This window comes from Xylanibacter ruminicola Ga6B6, assembly GCF_000687715.1.
GTDB lineage: Bacteria > Bacteroidota > Bacteroidia > Bacteroidales > Bacteroidaceae > Prevotella > Prevotella ruminicola_B.
Genome location: NZ_JHXD01000016.1, coordinates 72,169 through 88,271, shown reverse-complemented (window position 1 = coordinate 88,271; position 16,103 = coordinate 72,169). Strand labels below are relative to the sequence as shown.

The following is a 16,103-nucleotide window of genomic DNA, read 5'->3' as shown; positions in this document are numbered from 1 at the left end:
ATTCTTTGACGCAAAGGTAGGAAAAACTTGTCAGACAAGTGAACGGATATGGTCCGTTTTTGTCGCAGGTGACAAATGTGAACGGATTTGCTCCGTTTTTAAGTCGCTTGGAGCTGAATATCAGGCTTTTGTATTTTGGGAAGTGAACGGACATGCTCCGTTTTCAGGTCGCTCCCGCTTGCTTTCGCCTAATTGGCTTTACAGGTGAACGGATTTACTCCGTTTTTCTGTCGATTTTTGCCAAATTGAACGGATATGCTCCGTTTTTTAGGCCTGTTTTTGGCCTTTTTCAGCTCCAGAACTGAACGGATTTGACTGTTTTTAGTGGGGGGACATGCTCCGTTTTATCTAAATTGAGAGTATAATCATTTGGTGTTATATCTTGTAAATATGATTCTTGATATCAATTTTATATATCTATTATGATTAGAAAAAGAAAATCTAAATATGTTTTTGGGGTATTTGAAAAATGCTTTCCAAAGATATTCCCATTTAGGCTTTCCAGCTTCTTTGGAAAGCCTAAATAGTCTAAGATATATGAGGAGATAATTTTTTTCTGCTCTTGCCAAATACTCTTTTCCCATAACTGATGCAATGTCAAAAGACATTTTAGCCAGTTTTAGTTGTGTAGTCTCCTTTTCGAAAAAAGGTTTAGCTGTGGCACCAGTTATCTGTCTTCTATATACGCTCATGATATCCTTCAAACCTCGAATCTTTCCACAACTAGACGCAGAAAGAAAAAGAGGAATGTCTCCACATAGTAAATTGTTCTCAAAAAACAGCCTGTGATATGTTTCACTTTCAAGTACATTTTTCCTAATTACTACGGAAGCAGTGGGAACTTGCCATTTCTCATAGATTTCTAACCCTGAATAATCTCGGTCTTCAATATCTGAAAAAAGGTGATCTTCTCTGCTGTTGTCTTCGAAATGCTCAATGGCATTGTGAAAGCACATAGAATAATCTGGATTACTTTCAAGAAAGTCAACCTGTTTTTGCAACTTATGCTTATCTGTCCAATAATCATCTCCTTCACATAATGCAATGTATTTTCCTTTTGCTCGAGGAAGTTGAATGGTTTTCCAAATGCCAATACCTTTTGAATATTGATTTGTTGTTTGAAATATTGGTTTAAAGAGATTGGGATATCTCTTTAGATAATCTTTGATTATACTTGGTGAGCTATCGGTTGAAGCATCGTCATGTATCAATATCTCATAATCAAAATCAACTTCCTGGATTAAAATGCCATTAAGACAATCGTGCAGAAAATGCTCATGATTAAAAACATCGCATACAATGCTAACAAGAGGCTTTTCTTCAATTTGATTTTTCATTGTAATTGCCTTTATATAAATAGTTATGTATTTGTTCTTTATTCATATGACCAATGCCTATGTAATCGAGATTGTATTTTGTTTCAGAAAAGAAACTTTTTTCATGCATTGCACCACCAAGAACAATCATTGAATCGATGATAGGTGTTGGTACCCCGAATTTTACTCCTAAATCATGATAAATTTTACAACCAACAGGAATGTCTTCTGTTATATAACGATGGTTGATGTTATTTGGTCCTGTATTGCCTTCATCACATGGTTTGTCAAGTGGGAAGATGACATTGTCTTTCCCATTTTCATCTAGCCCCATATATTCTTGTGTAAGAATAGATCGGCGTGAGAAAAACATGTCATAGCTATATCTCGGGTAGTCTATCCCAATGGCTTTTGCTATACTAACTTCTTCTTGATAAAATTGGTATTGAACACGACAAATAGATGGGCAGAGTCCATGCGAATACATCGAATAGCTGTCTGGGGCATTCCCATATACGAGCGACCAGTTTTCCATGCTTGAAACCCCTAATAATGATGCCGGAACATGAATAACGGGATTAACATTAGAGAAACCAATGTCAAGCATTGTGTCGCCTCTTTCTGGACCATTCCCTGTATAAACGGAATCCATACATGGCAGATACTTCCCACTTTCAATGAAGTCATCCATGTCACTCATCGGAAGGCATGCGCCACGTAAAGAAATGGCTCGGTATTTGATCCCAACATGGTTTGTCCAAAAGCCTTGAATCTTTTCAATGCGTGTGCCGTAAGGCGCACTTCCCCATCCTCCAATGATAACATCTTTGGTACAACCAGATTCTCGCATGAATTTCCGAAGAAGAAGGCTTGCGTAATTGTCTGGAAAAGTATGAATGATCATTCCATCTTCTAATAGAGGAACTAGTTTCTTCAAATAATCTTCATGAGCCAAAGCTGGAACGGACATTAGAATTAATTTCGCTCCTTTGACTGCTTCTGCCATGTTATTTGTGACGATATCCAAATATGCTCGACCAGAACGCTCAAAACCATATAGGTTTCTTTGAATGCCATCCATGAGGATACCTGTCCTTTCTACTAATGCAATAGATTTTTTACTGCGTGAATATAGACGTACTTCGCGACCTGCTAATTTGCAGTCGGCGGCTAATGTTTTACCCACGGCCCCTGCTCCTAAAACAGCAATAGGGCATGTGGCTAGATAAGATAGGTCTCTTTTCATGTTTGTTATAATTGATTGTTACTAATTTTTGATATAATCATATCCTTTCCATCTTCGTCAAGAATAGTCAGATTATCGTATACAAAAGATAAAAATGTTTCTATAGAAGTTCTATTTGGGAGGATTGCAACAAATTCAGCAACTCGTTGCTGAATATCACCAGAGGATGGTACAATATCATTAACATGATGGCGTAAACTTGCAGAAAGGACATGTGGATTTGCTTTAATAATATCCATACCGTTTAATTCTGCAATTTTACCAGGTCGACAAGATACCGAAAGTATTACGCATAATCTGCCATTCAACTCACAGGCATTTCTTGGATTTCCATATTGGCTGCATACATCTCCAGTGAGTGCGAAACGAACAAAGGATTTCATATTGTCAAATCCTGTTGCGTTTTTCATAACTACGTCAAAATCTGATCCAGGGAATCTTAAACCTGGATCGTACATATATACGCGATCATCATTCCAGAATCCTTGTAAGAAAACAGCACCAAATGTGATATCTAATGATTTTATCATTTTAATTACTTTGGGTTCTATCTCGCGTCGATATTGTTTTATATGGCGAGAAGGAAGAATAGTTGCAATTTGTTGTCTTTCTAGATTGTCTTCTACTTTTCCTAATAATCTATCTCCAATTTTTAATAAATACGGTTCTTTGTTTATCACAATATAAGCAAAAGACATGTCTTGCTTGCCAAGCATATAATGTTCAATAATGACGCCGCTATCTTTAGATTCTTTTCTTGCAACGTCTATGGCATGTGCAATATCGTTTTGTGAATAACAAACAGTCTGTCCTCTTGAACCGCGACTGTCTGTTGGTTTTACCAGTACGGGGAAAGCTATTTTTCCTTCATAAGCATCTTTTATGGAATACTCTGGTATAACATCAATGCCATGTTTTATACAATATTGCTTGAACAAGCGTTTATTTGTTAATATTTCAAATTGTTTTTTTGTTCCATAACAGGGAAGATTCAATTTCTCACAGATCTGTTGATATGGGATTTGCGCGGGGTCAATACAAAATGTAAGAACACCATCGATACCTTCCTTTCTACATCTTTCAACAATTCCATTAGTGTCTTTAATGTCTAGCATCCAGAATTCATCTGCAATTTGTTTTGCGGGTGAATCTTGAGGGGATAAAAAATCTGTAACGATTGTGTATACCCCTAGTTCTTTCGCGGCATTAACAACTTTGATATGGACATCAGCTCCAGCCAATATCAGGAGTTTTTTTCCTTTCAATTCTTCGTCAAACCTCATTTGTGATTTTTTTTAATGCATCTAATTACTCTTTGAATATCATCATCACTTAATGCGTGATGCATGGGTAGGCAAATAACTTCATCTGCCATCTTGGTAGCTATCGGTAGGTTTTCTTTACTTGCACTTGGAAGTCCGCGATATGTAGAGAAGGTACTAATTAATGGATAAAAATAACGTCGTCCATAGATATTGTCATTTCGCATTTTGAAATAGAGTTCATCACGAGTCATTCCATATTTCTCTGCATCTACAAAAATAGGGAAATATGAATAATTATGTTTCACTCCAGGGCTTGAATCCCATATATTAATACCATTTACCTCCTTGAGTGCATTGTGGTACTTGATGTAAACTTGATGGCGAGCTTCAATTGCTGCATCAATTTGTTTTAGGTTTAATAAACCATATGCACATCGTATTTCATCTATCTTGGAGTTAATGCCAGGAGCGACAACTTCTACTTCGCTAGCAAATCCAAAATTCTTTAGATAATCAATACGTTGTTTCGTTTTTTCATCATGCATGATGATTGCCCCCCCCTCAACGGTATTGAATACTTTTGTTGCATGAAAACTAAGTGTAGATAAATCTCCTGCATTAAGAATACTCTTTCCTTTAACCTCTACACCAAATGCATGAGCAGCATCATAGATGACTTTTAGACCATATTTGTCAGCAATATCTTGAATGTCATTTGTGTTGCATGGTGTGCCATAGACATGAACAGGCATAATTGCTGTAGTTTTTGGTGTGATGGCTGCTTCAATCTTGTTAGAATCAATACATCCATTATTAGGATCGATGTCAACAAATACTGGTTTTATACCATTCCACCATAAGGCATGAGTGGTAGCTACAAAACTATATGGTGTTGTAATTACTTCACCTGTAATCCTTAATGCCTGCAGTGCTGTAATCAATGGCAAAGTGCCATTGGTAAATAGGCTAACATAGGGGACTTTTAGGTATTCTGCTAAAGCTTCCTCAAATTTTTGGTGATATGAACCATTATTGGTAATCCATTTTTTTTCCCATATATCCTTTAGTGAACCTTGAAATTCATCTAAATTCGGTAATAGGGGAGATGTAACTGTAATTATCTTTTTCATTGTTTAAAATTGTTTAATTATTGGTGGGAAGGCTCCGATAATTTATGAAATAGCTTAATCCATAAAGGCATAATATTCTCTTTCTTGTATTTTTGAGCTTTTTCTCTAGCAGCACAACTCATTTCTAATATTTGGGTGGGATGATTACAAAGCCAAAGTATTGTTTCAGCTAATTCGTTATAATCTCCATCCTTAACTAGTATTCCATCAATGTCGTTAGTAATAATATCTTCCGGTCCGTGTTTGCACCTGAATGATATACAGGGCAATCCACATGACATAGCTTCGATAAGCACCAAGCCAAACCCTTCATATCTTGAACTCATTACATAAAAATCACTTTTTTTGTATTCTTCGTAAATAGTGGAAGATGCAGGGTGTAAGTGGATTCGATTCTCAAGATTGTTATAACTAATCATATTTTTAATTCTCGTTTTGTCATTGCCTTCTCCAAATATCTCTAAAGACCAATTTGGACATTTGTCTGCAATAATAGTAAATGCTTTGACGAGAATGTCAAACCCTTTTTGATAATCAAAACGTCCCACTGAGATAATTCGATTTGAGAATTCTTTTTTAGTGTTTATTTCTGTCGGGTATAGTGTTAATGGATTAGGAATGACAGTAATATTCTTGGTATATTTTCTCCATTCTTTTGCACTCCCGTCAGTTAGTGTGACAAGCATATCCATTTTTCGTATTTTTCTACATTGATATTCTATATATAATTTGTTGATCAATAAAGATAATATTCCATTTCTTTTACTAGGATCAGACATTGTGTATTTGATATTGGTATGAGATTCTGCTATTTTTTTAGCAGAAGTTTTTATTTTGTTTAAAATGTCACATGTCCTAATGTCGCCGGCTATGACTACAATTATATCTGGGCGAAAACTGTTTACTTGTACTTGTAGCCGATGTTGTAATAGCAATTTTGTTTTGAATTTCTTTATTAATCTAATAATTAGAGGATAATTATCAAGAGGGAAAAATCTTGTATTTAAATCTGTATGAATGATTTCTTTGCTTAAATGAAATGCTATGGGGTGGCTTCCTTGTTCATATGTAATAAGTGAGACAACAAAGCCATTATCTGATAAGTAGTTCATTTTGTCTGTAAGTACACGCTCTATGCCTCCAACTATTGCCAGATGGTGGTATACGTACATAACCCTAATAGGTCGTTTGTTGTCTTTTTTCTCTTTCATGTATATTGTAATAATATTTTGGTTTGGGAATGTGAACTATTAATCAGATTTTAATATCAAACTGAAAACACCAATTGTGAAGTTTGATGATGTTGTCATTAATTATTGTTTGAAGTATCTCTCCTTGAGAGTCTCTTAGATTTCCTCTTGGCCCATTTTTGTTGCCGCTTTGCATAAAATTACCATTGATGGCATATCGAATACGACATCCTTTAGGGGAAGTCGAGCAATTAATTGTGATAGATTTTTCATTAAGTTTAACTGCTTTTAAAATGTTTTTGTTATTAGGAGTAATAACACTAAACCCATAATTCGTTGCTTTTGATACAGTTGTGGTGTCAAAATGCAACGGGGGGATTGGAACGTTAAAATTAATTATAATATCATTGTTGGAAATAGTTATATCTGTTGGTTGAAGCCCAATATTTCTTTTTTCTCCTCTTATTATACCAAGAATTGATTTCGCAGCTAGTGTGCCAATACACTTTTGCCCTAAAGCATTAATGTGAATATTCTCATTTACAAAAGAATATGGGTATGTCGGTCCACTAGCCCATATCAGTGTATCTTTCAATACTAGTAATCTTTGGGTCTCAGGAACGCATGACTCTAAAGAAAGGAAATTATTGCTTTTGAATTTTTTTCCTTTGGTTATTGCATTTGTTTGATAACTAATAATTCTTATGTATTCTTGTTGTTTTGTTATTGATTTTATATCATTATTGATGTCCTTGAGAAATTGCATGAAATACTTCTTATATGTATCTTGTGTGTAATCGACAATATCTGATTCGCCTTGCATCCAGCAAATAGCTGGTACATAAAAATTCCATCCTCTTTCTTTTGATTTTTTATATGCTCGTTCAATCTCCTCTATGAATTTTTTATAAGGAGCGCTGGGCTTTATAAGCCCTTCAATTCTAGTCATGCCGTGACCTCCAGGAAAGATACAAATAAGCGTGTCATTCCCGAATTGAGAAGCTAATTCTTCTGCCATTCCATAAACGGATAGCTCATAAGCCTTTCGCTGGTAATGAATAATCTCTTTGATTTTTTCTTTGAACTCGCTACTATGGTCAAAATAGCCAAAATTGTAATTAAGATTTTCTGTAATTATTCTGCCATTGTATTTCGTTCTAAGAGAGTCAAAATCTGTTATTCTTGTAGCTTCTTCTCCTAATGCGAGGCTTTGGCCGTATACAGGAATGCAAAGAACCGTTTTATGTCCTTTGAGTTCCGGTTCTGATAGATTATAGAATACATAAGAAATCGTACTGATGCAAACTATAAGAATACAGATTGTAATAATTATTTTTTTTTGACTCATCTTTTGGGGCAAAGATACATTTTTTTTTTATAAATTCCAAATTATAATGCTTTTTTTTGATAGAAGTTATGCTTTTTCCCAAATAATAATGGCCATTTGCTTTGATAGATGATAATGGGTAGTAGTACGATTTGTATCACGAGTACTATAATAAGGCATTCGTACCAATCGTAAGTGATGTTTGAAATACCTATTGCTTTTTCTATTATATAGTCTATTACTCCAATCATTATTCGGTGTAAGCCGAAGATAAGCATGGTGCCGATGGAGATGAGGGTGATGATGCGGCTCTTGATGTTGTTGAGCGATTTTGATAGGTATATGAATGCGTATACTGATACGAAGTTTACCACATAATATAATATGATGTGGAGTACGAATCTGTCTTCGTTGATATGCCAGTAGAATAAGATGAGGCTGAGAAGTAGGGTAGAGGTTCCGATTATTACATCTTTTCGTAGATTTAGTGCTTGGAGAAAACCTTTCTGTTGGAAGAGGTTGCCCATGAAGAAGAAACATAGGCAACGTATCAGTCCGTGATAGGTGATATATGGGGCGTAGTGATAATACTTGTTGGCGCCATAGAGGATCATGGTGATGACGGAAAGTATCAGCATGATGGTTTTGCCGTGTTTGTTCTTATTGAGTACATCTGTCAGGATGTGCATGATGAAAAGAGCTATCAAGAACCAAGTTACACCGTTGAGCTCGCAGGAGAAGCTGCTGTTTAGTTGCCCCAATAACGTACCCGCTATTGGTTTGAGAGCATCAGTAAATGTTATACTTCCATGCTCTATGTAGAATTTGGCTGCCCAATAGGGGTAATATATTACATTATATATAATATAAGGTATTAAGAGGGCATAGCCATATTTCTTGGCTGACTCTTTGATTGTTAGGTTTTTCTTCTTGAGAAAACCTGATACAAAGAAGAACGTGGAGAGGATAACTGAGGCTAGATATTGCAGATAAAAGGTGTCTTCTTGTTGGGGTAGGTGGCAGAATACCACTACCGTCATGCAGAATGCTTTTGCCCAATCTATCCAATTAATTCGGTTCATGTTGCAAAATTACGAAAAAATATCCATATTGTGAATTCTTTTTCGTAATTTTGCACAGAATATGGCAAAACAAAGGATTGAATACATTGATGCGATGCGAGGATTTACGATGATTCTCGTAGTGTTTGCACATGTGTGTCATTTCTGTTTGGGGGATTCAAGGATGGGCTATAATGCAGTGTTTATCCTATTTCGATTGCCTTGTTTTTTTATGATTAGTGGGTGGTTGTTTGAGTCTGTGGCCCAACGACCGTTTAAAGAAGTGGCTAAGCATAAAGCAATGGTTCAACTGTTGCCAACCTTTATATTCCTGCTGATTTTGGCACCACCACCAGGGTTTTTTCATCAGTTGGGTGCGGTTAAAGGCGGATATTGGTTTACTTTTGCATTATTTGAGTTTTTTATTCTCTATATGCTGATGGTTAGGGCTAGTAGGAGGTTGACTCCCATATTTGCGATTGCACTAACCTTGGCTTCTTTTATCTATTCACGTTATTATTATAGTATTCGAACGTCGGCAGATGAATGGCTGTTGATGGTTATGGACTTTCTTGGATTCTTGAGTGTTATCACCTGGCGTTTTTTCATATTCTTCTTTTTAGGAACATGGATAAGACGTCACTTTGATGCCTTTATTCGATGGACGAGCAAACCTATTGTGATAGGGCTGATAACTGTAGCGTTTTTCTTGATTGCTTCTACATCGCATCATGATCATCTGCTGTTCGAGATGTTCAGATTCTATGGTGGAGGCATCACCGGTATGATTATGGTGTTTACATTCTTCCGCTTGTCTGCTTCTTGGCTTAGGAAATGGCATATTTCTAAGCCCTTGCAATATGTTGGCACCAGAACATTGGATGTCTATCTGCTGCATTTCTTCTTTTTGCCACGCTTTTTGATGGCTTATGCGCCTCAATTGGCAACCTACAATAGTAGGCTTATTGAGTTCTGCTACATTATGGCTGTATCACTCGTTGTGCTGGTGCTAACGTTGGCTGCCAGCTATGTTATTCGCCTCAGTCCTTTCTTGGGGCATTATCTGTTTGGGGTAAAGTACGATAAAACGGCCTAAGTTAGGTTATGCCAGGTGTAATGCCAAAGTTTGTGCCACCAGTTATGGAAGGTAAAACCGTCACCCATCATCACGCCTAGAATAAACAGGCCTTCTTCCTCCAATGGCTCAACGGGCATGTGGTTCGTGTCCAAATTAAAGATTTCTTTCATCAACCACATGATACCTTGTGAAAAACGCGTCAATCCTAATTCTTTAATCTCCCCATCAATCGTAGTCTGCGAGAATTGGAACAGTTTACTTCTGCCATCACCAAAGCGGAGTACATAGAACAGATCCATCAGGTTGCGCATCTGAATGCCTTTTTCAAGAAACAGGTTATACAGATGAACTATCTGAAGAACAATCGTCATAGCATGCGAGGGTACTGTCAGTTCACCAGCCTTGCGAAACATCAGGTCGTTGTTCTGCAACATCCATTTCTCAAGTCGGGTGTTGCGTTGGGATGATTTGCCTGCACGCAGTTCGGTGTATATGCGTACATTGATGTCGGCCCATTGGTTCAGGTCAACCTGATTTTTGTAGCCGAAAACATAAAGGTCAACACCTTTGGTATAGCGTAGTGGTTGGAGTTCTCGATCATAGAAACGAACCAAGCCGGGGCCTGTTATGACTGATGAACGTAGATGATGTGCGTGTAGTTCTTCTTGTAACGTAACCAGTCTGCGACTCCTGCCGCGATTCTGTTCTTTGATATCCTCTGCTTCAGCCATCCAGTCGAGTGATAGTTCTTGTGGAGCCACCAGACCGAAATCGAATAGCTTGGTTACGCCATGATAACAGATACCTGCTACTGCTTGGTTCTTTGCCAGTTCAAAAAGTTTCTTCCACTCATCGGGCTCAGGAAATCGGCTTACACAATCCAGCTGACCCACAGAAACCTGCATTAACTCGAAAAATAGTTTTCTCATGCTGCAAATAGATTGAAGTACTTAATGATAACCACTGTGATACCTAATGACAATACCGATGATGCGATACATCCCAGTACAGCATAAAGCATGATGGCAAAAGCATTGATGGGGGTAAAACCGCCCAAGAGCATACCACAGAACAGTAGTGGTAGAGAGGCTAATGCTAATGCAGACAGGTTGGCGATCGTAGGCGACAAGATGGCCAACAGACTGGAACGCATAAAAGGTATCAGAGCTTGCCATTGTGAGGCGCCATTACCTAACATGAAATCATATTGCCCACGATTGCGCTGCAACATCATTACAAAATTGCCTAGTCCTCTTACCAACATAGCTGCCGAATGTCCCAATAGTACCGCCATGACGGGTATAAACCAACGGACTGTTATATGATCAATAGGTAGAACTGCTACTAATAGCCATAGTCCAATCAATAGCACGCCAACAAAAAGTCCAACACTGGCTGGGAATAGATAACTTGCGATGGCAAGTTTGCATTTGTTGATAACCAGAAATCCTGTCCATACAGTCATTACCAATAACCATCCAATCGATAGCCAGAGGTTATCTACCTTATATACCCCCCATGCAATTATCGAAAAGATGAGTAACTGCACAAATCCTTTCGTCAATGCCACAGCGAGTGGTTTCATGGTAGGGCGGTCTAACAAATAAAGTGCCCCAAAAGGCAAGATAAGTAGCAGTAGTGCTAAAATGGTATGTAGAATCAATGTTGTTGTCATATCTGAAACTGGTTTAAATCAATTACATGATGGGCGTATGCTATGAGTTGAGGATTGCGACTGGCAATTAAAACGCATTTACCTTGCGCTGCTTGCTGTTGTAGCAACTGTAGCATCTGGGGCGTTAGCTTTGGCGAGAGGTGTGAGGCCGGTTCGTCAGCTACTAAAATTGGCTTGTCGGTAGCTTCTGCTACGGTAGCCTCAGCTAAACGGAGCACCTCTTCTGGTGATAGCGGCTCTGTCTCTGGTATTTCTGCTGCCGATGGTAACTCGCCATTCCAAACCCCATACTCATCAGGCTCTGCTTGTGTGGGCTGCGGTAGGTAAAGTTGGTTACGTAGCAGATGGATATTCTGAGGCAGATAGCACATCATCTTGCGGAAGGCTGGTGCTGATTGTACCGTTAGCAGTTCTCCGTCAACACTCACAAATCCTTCTGTAACAGGCAGAAATCCCATCAGCGTACGCAGAAAAGTGGTCTTGCCTGAGCCTTCTGGGCCCGTGATGCAAGTGATTTTTCCATCGTCCGCAATGAAGGACAGGTTCTTGACCAAAACCTTTCCCGAAACAGCTATTGTCGCGTCTTTAACCTCTAACATATTAAATTGTTTGTGCAAAAATACAAAAAAATCTCATCATGCCATCAGTTATTACTCATTTTTTTGTAACTTTGCGCCAAAATTATGAGCATAGAAAAAAATAACGCAACAAAACAGTGGCGACTGCCTGCAGAATGGGAGCCACAATCAATGGTGCAGCTAACTTGGCCGCATGCAAAAACAGACTGGGCACCCATGCTCGATGAAATCACTGAGACTTACGAAGAAATGGCCCGCGAAATATCAAAACGTGAGACGTTGTTAGTTGTTGGCGAACCTTCTAATGACACATGGGCTCGTGACCATGGTTTCATCACATTGGTTGATGACCAGGGTAACGCTCGCTTGTTGGATTTCTGCTTTAATGGTTGGGGCGAAAAGTTTGAGTCTGAGTTAGATAATGCCATTAATCGCCGTATCTATAATGAGGGTAAGGTTAAAGGTGAATACGTGGATTGTCTGGACTTTGTGCTCGAGGGTGGCTCGATTGAGAGCGATGGTCAGGGTACCATTTTTACTACCTCATGTTGCTTGTTGGCGCCTCATCGTAATCAGCCGATGACGAAAGCTGAAATCGAAGCCAGATTGAAGCATGATCTTTGCGCAGAGCGTGTGCTTTGGATTGATTATGGTCATCTGGTAGGTGATGATACCGATGGGCATATCGATACGTTGGTTCGTATCGCACCTAACGACACCTTATTATATATAGGGTGCGATGATGAGACTGATGAGCACTACGAGGATTTGAAGAAGATGGAAGAGCAGCTTAAGACCTTCCGTACCATGGCAGGTAAACCTTACAAGTTGGTAAAACTGCCTATGCCACGAGCTATCTTTGACGAAGGTGAGCGTCTGCCTGCTACCTATGCAAATTATTTAATTATGAATGGCGCTGTATTAGTGCCCACTTATAACCAGCCCGATCTTGATGCTGAGGCTCTGCGACTGATCGGTGAAGCTCACGAGGGTAGGGAGGTTGTAGGTATAGATTGTAGAAGTATCATTAAGCAGCATGGTTCGCTCCATTGCTGCACCATGCAATACCCCAAATTATGAGAGAGTTAAGAGTAGGTTTTTTGCAGCAGCATAATACTGCTGACACCAAGGACAATATCCTGAGGTTGGGTGAGGGTATCACCGATCTGGCAAAACGTGGTGCACAACTTATTGTACTGCAGGAGTTGCATAATACGCTTTACTTCTGTCAGACAGAAGATGTGGACTTGTTTGATCTGGCCGAGACTATTCCTGGTCCATCTACCAAGTTATACTGTGAGTTAGCCAAGAAATGTGGTGTTGTTATCGTAGCCTCGTTGTTCGAGAAACGTGCACCTGGTTTATACCATAACACCGCTGTGGTTATCGAGAGTAATGGTGAGATTGTTGGTAAGTATCGTAAGATGCATATTCCCGATGATCCTGCTTATTACGAGAAGTTCTACTTCACGCCTGGTGACTTGGGATTCCATCCTATCCAGACCTCAGTGGGAAAATTAGGTGTATTGGTATGTTGGGACCAGTGGTATCCTGAAGCTGCCCGTCTGATGGCGATGCAGGGTGCCGAGATGCTCATCTATCCTACAGCTATTGGCTATGCCGATAATGATACCCCCGAAGAACAGCAGCGTCAGCGTATGGCTTGGCAGACTGTGATGCGTGGTCATGCCGTGGCTAACGGATTGCCAGTAGTTGCTGTTAATCGTGTAGGTTTTGAAAGGCTACGGGTAGGCGAGCAAGGCTCGGGAATACCAGATCCTTCTGGTCAGACAGCTGGCATTCAGTTCTGGGGAACCTCGTTTGTTGCAGGTCCTCAGGGTGAGATTATCTACGAGGCCTCAACAGATGACGAGGAGAGTATCGTAGTTGAGATGGATATGGATCGCTCTGAACAGGTGCGTCGCTGGTGGCCGTTCTTGCGTGATCGTCGTATCGATGCTTATGGCGACATCACGAAGCGTTTCATCGATTAAAGGTAGGATTGTAAAAGGTAAAAAGATAAATTATATAAGACTATGTCAAATCAACTTAGATTCCAGGTTGTAGAAGAGGCTTTTAAGAAAAAAGCTGTAGAGGTAAAAACGCCTGCAGAGCGTCCCTCAGAGTATTTCGGTAAGTATGTGTTCACCCGTGAGAAGATGTATAAGTATCTGCCCATTACGGTGTACAACAAACTGATTGATGTGATAGACAATGGCGCCCGTTTGGACCGTTCGATTGCCGACGAAGTGGCCGAAGGTATGAAGAAATGGGCACAGGAAATGGGAGCTACCCATTATACGCACTGGTTCCAGCCATTAACCGAGGGTACTGCCGAGAAACACGATGCTTTTGTGGAGCATGATGGTAAAGGTGGTATGGTTGAGAACTTCAGCGGAAAGCTGCTGGTTCAGCAGGAGCCTGATGCCTCAAGCTTCCCTAATGGTGGTATTCGTAATACCTTCGAGGCACGTGGTTATTCTGCCTGGGATCCTACATCGCCTGTATTTATCATCGACGATACACTCTGTATTCCCACTATCTTTATTGCTTATACTGGTGAGGCGCTCGATTATAAGGCACCATTGCTCCGTTCGCTGCATGCTGTTAACAAGGCTGCTACCGATGTGTGCCAGTATTTCTACAATGATGTGGCCAAGGTTCAGGTAAACTTGGGTTGGGAGCAGGAGTATTTCCTGGTTGATGAGGGCTTGTATTCGGCACGTCCCGACCTGATGCTTACTGGTCGTACCCTGATGGGCCATGAGAGTGCCAAGAACCAGCAGATGGACGACCACTATTTTGGAACCATTCCCGATCGTGTGCAGGCTTTCATGAAGGATTTGGAAATTCAGGCACTCGAGTTGGCTATTCCTTGTAAGACCCGTCATAACGAGGTGGCACCTAACCAGTTTGAGTTGGCACCTATCTTCGAGGAGTGTAATCTGGCTGTCGACCATAACATGCTGCTGATGTCGCTGATGAAGAAGGTAGCTCGCAAGCATGGCTTCCGTGTATTGCTGCACGAAAAGCCTTTCGATGGTATCAATGGTAGCGGTAAGCACAATAACTGGAGTCTTTCTACCGATAGTGGTGTGCTGCTCCATGCGCCTGGTAAAACACCAGAGGAGAATCTGCGCTTTGTCACCTTCATTGTCGAGACCTTGATGGGTGTATATAAGCATAACGGACTGCTGAAGGCTTCAATCGTCAGTGCCACCAATGCACATCGTCTGGGTGGTAACGAGGCTCCCCCTGCTATTATCAGCTCATTCTTGGGAAAACAGCTCACAGAGTTGCTCGATCATATTGAACTTTCGGATAAGGACGACCTCTTTACCATTAAGGGTAAGCAGGGTATGGAGATTGATATTCCACAGATTCCTGATCTGATTATTGATAATACCGACCGTAACCGTACGTCGCCATTTGCGTTTACAGGTAACCGCTTCGAGTTCCGTGCACCTGGTTCTTCAGCCAACTGTGCATCGGCTATGATTGCGCTGAACTCTGCTGTAGCTGAGGCTTTGCAGAACTTCAAGCATCGTGTGGATAAGCGTATTGCCAAAGGTGAGAGCAAGCTTTCGGCTATTGTTGATATCCTGCGTGAGGACATTAAGACCTGTAAGCCTATCCGTTTTGATGGTAATGGCTATAGCGATGAGTGGGTGGCTGAGGCTGCCAAGCGTGGTTTGGATGTCGAGAAATCTACACCAAAGATTATCGAGCATTATCTGGATAAGGACAGCGTAAAGATGTTCGAGTCGGTGAAGGTGATGAACCGCAAGGAGCTTGAGGCTCGTAACGAGGTGAAGTGGGAGACATACGTGAAGACCGTACAGATTGAGGCCCGTGTGATGGGCGATTTGTCGATGAACCATATCATCCCAGTGAGCACACACTATCAGAGTCAGCTCATTAAGAATGTACAGGGTATGAAGGATGTGTTTGCAAAGGCTGAGGCTGAGCGTTTGTCTGCCCGTAATATGAAACTGATTAAGGAGATTGCAGAGCGTACTGAGCGTATTGAGCAGTTGGTGGATGACCTGACCGAGGCTCGTCGTGTGGCTAATCGCATCTATAACATCCACGAGCGTGCCATGAGCTATTATGATACCGTTTGTCCTAAGATGGATGCCATCCGTTACGAGATTGACCATCTGGAGATGATTGTTGAGGACGGTCTGTGGTCATTGCCCAAGTACCGTGAGTTGTTGTTTATCAGATAAATATTTCG

Annotated in this window: 15 protein-coding genes; 5 read left to right on the top strand and 10 right to left on the bottom strand. The window is 40.3% G+C overall.

Annotation, left to right across the window (positions count from 1 at the left end; all coding sequences use genetic code 11):
- The coding region (locus T500_RS17340) for a hypothetical protein (protein ID WP_230580891.1) at nucleotides 1–208 on the top strand (208 nt) is incomplete at its 5' end.
- A 157-nt stretch (nucleotides 209–365) separates the two neighbouring features.
- Here T500_RS17340 and T500_RS15790 read toward each other — a convergent pair.
- The 7 genes from T500_RS15790 to T500_RS0110420 are packed head-to-tail and all read right to left on the bottom strand — an operon-like array spanning nucleotide 366 to nucleotide 8,556.
- Nucleotides 366–1,337 carry a glycosyltransferase family 2 protein gene (locus T500_RS15790; protein WP_051612017.1) on the bottom strand — a complete coding sequence of 324 codons (972 nt, stop codon included), beginning with the start codon at nucleotides 1,335–1,337 and terminating at the stop codon, nucleotides 366–368.
- Nucleotides 1,321–2,562: an NAD/NADP-dependent octopine/nopaline dehydrogenase family protein gene (locus tag T500_RS0110445; RefSeq protein WP_036908975.1), complete on the bottom strand. Its 1,242-nt coding sequence runs from the start codon at nucleotides 2,560–2,562 to the stop codon at nucleotides 1,321–1,323. The genes T500_RS15790 and T500_RS0110445 overlap by 17 nt, the downstream gene beginning before the upstream one ends.
- A gap of 5 nt (nucleotides 2,563–2,567) precedes the next feature.
- Nucleotides 2,568–3,845, bottom strand: a complete 1,278-nt coding sequence (locus T500_RS0110440; protein ID WP_028908067.1) for a hypothetical protein — start codon at nucleotides 3,843–3,845, stop codon at nucleotides 2,568–2,570.
- Nucleotides 3,842–4,957, bottom strand: coding sequence for a DegT/DnrJ/EryC1/StrS family aminotransferase (locus T500_RS0110435; protein ID WP_028908066.1), 1,116 nt, complete (start codon nucleotides 4,955–4,957; stop codon nucleotides 3,842–3,844). The genes T500_RS0110440 and T500_RS0110435 overlap by 4 nt, the downstream gene beginning before the upstream one ends.
- A gap of 17 nt (nucleotides 4,958–4,974) precedes the next feature.
- A complete protein-coding gene (locus T500_RS0110430) occupies nucleotides 4,975–6,168 on the bottom strand; it encodes a glycosyltransferase family 4 protein (RefSeq protein ID WP_028908065.1) in 1,194 nt (397 codons plus the stop codon).
- A 43-nt stretch (nucleotides 6,169–6,211) separates the two neighbouring features.
- Nucleotides 6,212–7,495: a sialate O-acetylesterase gene (locus T500_RS0110425; protein ID WP_028908064.1), complete on the bottom strand. Its 1,284-nt coding sequence runs from the start codon at nucleotides 7,493–7,495 to the stop codon at nucleotides 6,212–6,214.
- Nucleotides 7,496–7,536: 41 nt separating this feature from the next.
- The gene (locus T500_RS0110420) at nucleotides 7,537–8,556 is read right to left on the bottom strand and encodes an acyltransferase family protein (RefSeq protein ID WP_028908063.1); all 1,020 of its coding nucleotides are present in this window, start codon (nucleotides 8,554–8,556) and stop codon (nucleotides 7,537–7,539) included.
- A 61-nt stretch (nucleotides 8,557–8,617) separates the two neighbouring features.
- Between T500_RS0110420 and T500_RS0110415 the strand changes: the two genes are divergently transcribed.
- The gene (locus T500_RS0110415) at nucleotides 8,618–9,631 is read left to right on the top strand and encodes an acyltransferase family protein (protein WP_028908062.1); all 1,014 of its coding nucleotides are present in this window, start codon (nucleotides 8,618–8,620) and stop codon (nucleotides 9,629–9,631) included.
- On the opposite strand, the gene T500_RS0110410 is transcribed toward T500_RS0110415, so the two are convergent.
- Genes T500_RS0110410 through T500_RS16450 form a run of 3 tightly spaced genes read right to left on the bottom strand, consistent with a single transcriptional unit; the run spans nucleotide 9,628 to nucleotide 11,842 of the window.
- Complete coding sequence (locus tag T500_RS0110410; RefSeq protein WP_028908061.1) at nucleotides 9,628–10,542, bottom strand: nucleotidyltransferase family protein; 915 nt, start codon at nucleotides 10,540–10,542, stop codon at nucleotides 9,628–9,630. The genes T500_RS0110415 and T500_RS0110410 overlap by 4 nt on opposite strands.
- Nucleotides 10,539–11,288: an ABC transporter permease gene (locus tag T500_RS0110405; RefSeq protein ID WP_028908060.1), complete on the bottom strand. Its 750-nt coding sequence runs from the start codon at nucleotides 11,286–11,288 to the stop codon at nucleotides 10,539–10,541. The genes T500_RS0110410 and T500_RS0110405 overlap by 4 nt, the downstream gene beginning before the upstream one ends.
- Nucleotides 11,285–11,842, bottom strand: coding sequence for an ATP-binding cassette domain-containing protein (locus tag T500_RS16450; RefSeq protein WP_196243500.1), 558 nt, complete (start codon nucleotides 11,840–11,842; stop codon nucleotides 11,285–11,287). Before T500_RS16450 ends, T500_RS0110405 begins: the two co-directional genes overlap by 4 nt.
- A gap of 129 nt (nucleotides 11,843–11,971) precedes the next feature.
- Here T500_RS16450 and T500_RS0110395 point away from each other — a divergent pair, with 129 nt between their 5' ends.
- Genes T500_RS0110395 through T500_RS0110385 form a run of 3 tightly spaced genes read left to right on the top strand, consistent with a single transcriptional unit; the run spans nucleotide 11,972 to nucleotide 16,095 of the window.
- Nucleotides 11,972–12,946: an agmatine deiminase family protein gene (locus T500_RS0110395; protein WP_051612015.1), complete on the top strand. Its 975-nt coding sequence runs from the start codon at nucleotides 11,972–11,974 to the stop codon at nucleotides 12,944–12,946.
- Nucleotides 12,943–13,860, top strand: coding sequence for a carbon-nitrogen hydrolase (locus T500_RS0110390; RefSeq protein WP_028908058.1), 918 nt, complete (start codon nucleotides 12,943–12,945; stop codon nucleotides 13,858–13,860). Before T500_RS0110395 ends, T500_RS0110390 begins: the two co-directional genes overlap by 4 nt.
- 42 nt (nucleotides 13,861–13,902) lie before the next feature.
- Nucleotides 13,903–16,095 (top strand): glutamine synthetase III, encoded by a 2,193-nt coding sequence (locus T500_RS0110385; protein WP_028908057.1) that lies wholly within the window; start codon nucleotides 13,903–13,905, stop codon nucleotides 16,093–16,095.
- Nucleotides 16,096–16,103: the final 8 nt, after the last annotated feature.

Coding starts and splice junctions, on each gene's coding strand:
- T500_RS0110435 (WP_028908066.1), bottom strand. CDS start 4,957: ATGAAAAAGATAATTACAGTTACATCTCCCCTATTACCGAATTTAGAT.
- T500_RS0110445 (WP_036908975.1), bottom strand. CDS start 2,562: ATGAAAAGAGACCTATCTTATCTAGCCACATGCCCTATTGCTGTTTTA.
- T500_RS15790 (WP_051612017.1), bottom strand. CDS start 1,337: ATGAAAAATCAAATTGAAGAAAAGCCTCTTGTTAGCATTGTATGCGAT.
- T500_RS0110390 (WP_028908058.1), top strand. CDS start 12,943: ATGAGAGAGTTAAGAGTAGGTTTTTTGCAGCAGCATAATACTGCTGAC.
- T500_RS0110395 (WP_051612015.1), top strand. CDS start 11,972: ATGAGCATAGAAAAAAATAACGCAACAAAACAGTGGCGACTGCCTGCA.
- T500_RS0110425 (WP_028908064.1), bottom strand. CDS start 7,495: ATGAGTCAAAAAAAAATAATTATTACAATCTGTATTCTTATAGTTTGC.
- T500_RS0110430 (WP_028908065.1), bottom strand. CDS start 6,168: ATGAAAGAGAAAAAAGACAACAAACGACCTATTAGGGTTATGTACGTA.
- T500_RS0110410 (WP_028908061.1), bottom strand. CDS start 10,542: ATGAGAAAACTATTTTTCGAGTTAATGCAGGTTTCTGTGGGTCAGCTG.
- T500_RS0110420 (WP_028908063.1), bottom strand. CDS start 8,556: ATGAACCGAATTAATTGGATAGATTGGGCAAAAGCATTCTGCATGACG.
- T500_RS0110385 (WP_028908057.1), top strand. CDS start 13,903: ATGTCAAATCAACTTAGATTCCAGGTTGTAGAAGAGGCTTTTAAGAAA.
- T500_RS0110405 (WP_028908060.1), bottom strand. CDS start 11,288: ATGACAACAACATTGATTCTACATACCATTTTAGCACTACTGCTACTT.
- T500_RS0110440 (WP_028908067.1), bottom strand. CDS start 3,845: ATGAGGTTTGACGAAGAATTGAAAGGAAAAAAACTCCTGATATTGGCT.
- T500_RS0110415 (WP_028908062.1), top strand. CDS start 8,618: ATGGCAAAACAAAGGATTGAATACATTGATGCGATGCGAGGATTTACG.